This window comes from Mesorhizobium sp. M7A.F.Ca.US.007.01.2.1 (assembly GCF_003998165.1).
GTDB classification, from domain to species: domain Bacteria; phylum Pseudomonadota; class Alphaproteobacteria; order Rhizobiales; family Rhizobiaceae; genus Mesorhizobium; species Mesorhizobium ciceri.
Genome location: NZ_RZQP01000439.1, coordinates 1 through 2,067 on the forward strand (window position 1 = coordinate 1; position 2,067 = coordinate 2,067).

2 protein-coding genes are annotated in these 2,067 nt (G+C 59.3%); both read right to left on the bottom strand.

All coding sequences use genetic code 11. The features are described 5' to 3' along the window. Window positions 1-73: 73 nt before the first annotated feature. Window positions 74-532: an Hcp family type VI secretion system effector gene (locus EN949_RS34840; RefSeq protein WP_013525307.1), complete on the bottom strand. Its 459-nt coding sequence runs from the start codon at window positions 530-532 to the stop codon at window positions 74-76. Window positions 533-578: 46 nt separating this feature from the next. Continuing rightward, window positions 579-2,067, bottom strand: a 1,489-nt coding sequence (gene tssC, locus EN949_RS34845; RefSeq protein ID WP_127371971.1) for a type VI secretion system contractile sheath large subunit, incomplete at its 5' end; no start/stop codon positions are given.

Sequence of the window (2,067 nt, forward strand, 5' to 3'; positions counted from 1 at the left end):
CGGCTGGACGGCTTCGCTTTTCGCCCGCAAGCTGCCAGTGGTCTGCTGCATGCCCGCGCCGGGTCGCCGAACCTCACTTGCCGACATAGACATCCATTTCGGCTTCATCATTGCCGTCATAGACGAATTTGATCTTCTTGTAGGCGAAGCTGACCTCTTCCTGGATCAGGTCTTCCTCATCCTCGGCCTGCGACATGTCGTATTCCATGATCGAGGCGTCGGTGAGGGTAACGACCAGGTAATCCTTGGTCTCGCCATCGATGGTCCGGCGGGCCGAGAACACCACCTCATCAAGGGCCTTGTTTTCGAACAAAGCCTTTTTCAGATAGGGCGATGATTTGTCGTAGTGCTTGGTGAATTTGATCATGCCCATGGAGACGCGGCCACGGCGTGACAGCGAATTGGGATCATAAGGTGCGACCATCTTGTAGTCGACGCCATGGATTTCGATCTCGTCATCGTGGCCGTCGCGGGTGCTGGGGCCTTTGATATCGGGAACCTTCAGGAAGCCATCAATCTTCGTAGTCGGCATTGTGTTTCTCCACCGCTTTCAAAAAACCAGGTTGTCGTTGCTGCGATCAAGTCTTAACGGACGGTAGTTCCGAGACCAGTCGGAGCGACGCGTTGATGCCCTCCAGCTGGTAATGCGGGCGCAGATAGAAGCGGGCATTATAATAGCCCGGCCGCCCCTCCACGCTGTCCACCTGGACCTCGGCGGCGGCAAGCGGGCGCTTGGCGCGTGCCTTGTCGTCGGCAAAGGCCGGGTTGGCCAGCACGTATCGATTGATCCACTCGGTCAACCAGATCTGCATGTCGGCGCGCTCCTTGAACGAGCCGACCTTGTCGCGCGCGATCGCCTTGAGGTAGTGCGCAAAGCGCGAGACCGGGAACAGGTAGGGCAGGTTGGCGCTCAGCCGCTCGTTCGACTGTGCATCGGGGTCGACCAGCCGCCCCGCCCGCGTTTCGTCGTCCTGCAGCGAGTGTGCTCCGATGAAGGCCGCGAGATCGGTATTCTTCCGGTGCAGGATGGGCATCAGGCCAAGCTTGGCCAGTTCCGCCTCGCGCCGGTCGTCGATGGCGACTTCCGTGGGACATTTCATCGCGATCGAGCCATCATCGGTCGGGAAGCTATGCACCGGCAGGTTGAGCACCGTGCCACCATTCTCCACGCCGCGGATCTGCGTGCCCCAGCCGAAAAGCTTGTGACTGCGGTTGATGTTGACGCCCATCGGGAAGGCGGCGTTCATCCAGACATATTTGTTGTGATCGCCCTCCACCTCTTCCTCGAAGGTGAAACCCTTCACCGGAACGGTATCGGTGCCGTAGGGCAGCCGCGCCAGGACGCGGGGCATGGTCAGGCCGATGTAGCGAGCGTCCTCACTCTCGCGCAACGACTGCCACGAGGCATAGGCGGGGTTGGAGACGATCTGCTGCAGGTCTTGCGGGTTCGGCAGTTCCTGCCAGCTGTCCATGCGAAATAGGCGCGGCGAAGCGGCCGCGATAAACGGCGTATGCGCGGAAGCGCAGATGCCGGAGATGTTGCGCAGCAGGCCGACGTCACGTGGGTGATTGGAGAACTCGTAGGCGCCGATCACGCAGCCGATTGGTTCGCCGCCAAGCATCGAATACTCGTCTGTGTAGACTTTCTTGAAGATCGGGCTCTGGTCCCACATCTGACCTTCATAGTCTTCAAGCGTATCGGCCAGCTGCTCTTTGGAGATGTTCATCACCCGGATCTTCAGCTTCTGATCCGTCTCGGTGTTGTTGACGAGATACCACAGCCCTCGCCATGTGCCTTCCATCTCACGCACTTCCGGCGCGTGCAGGATTTCGTTGACCTGTGTCGTCAGCATCTTGTCAATGCCGGCGATCAGCGACTTGATCGATTTGATGGCATTGGAAGAGATGGTCGTGGTGTCGGAACGGGACTGCGCCGCGAGCGCGAGATTGCGCACGAGCTGTTGCAGCTTCTCGCTGTCGTCCTTCTTGACCTTGAAATCTTTTTCGAGGAGTCCGCTGAATTCATCGAGGTTTATGGCTTCGGCCTCCGCGGCGACTGAGGCGGTC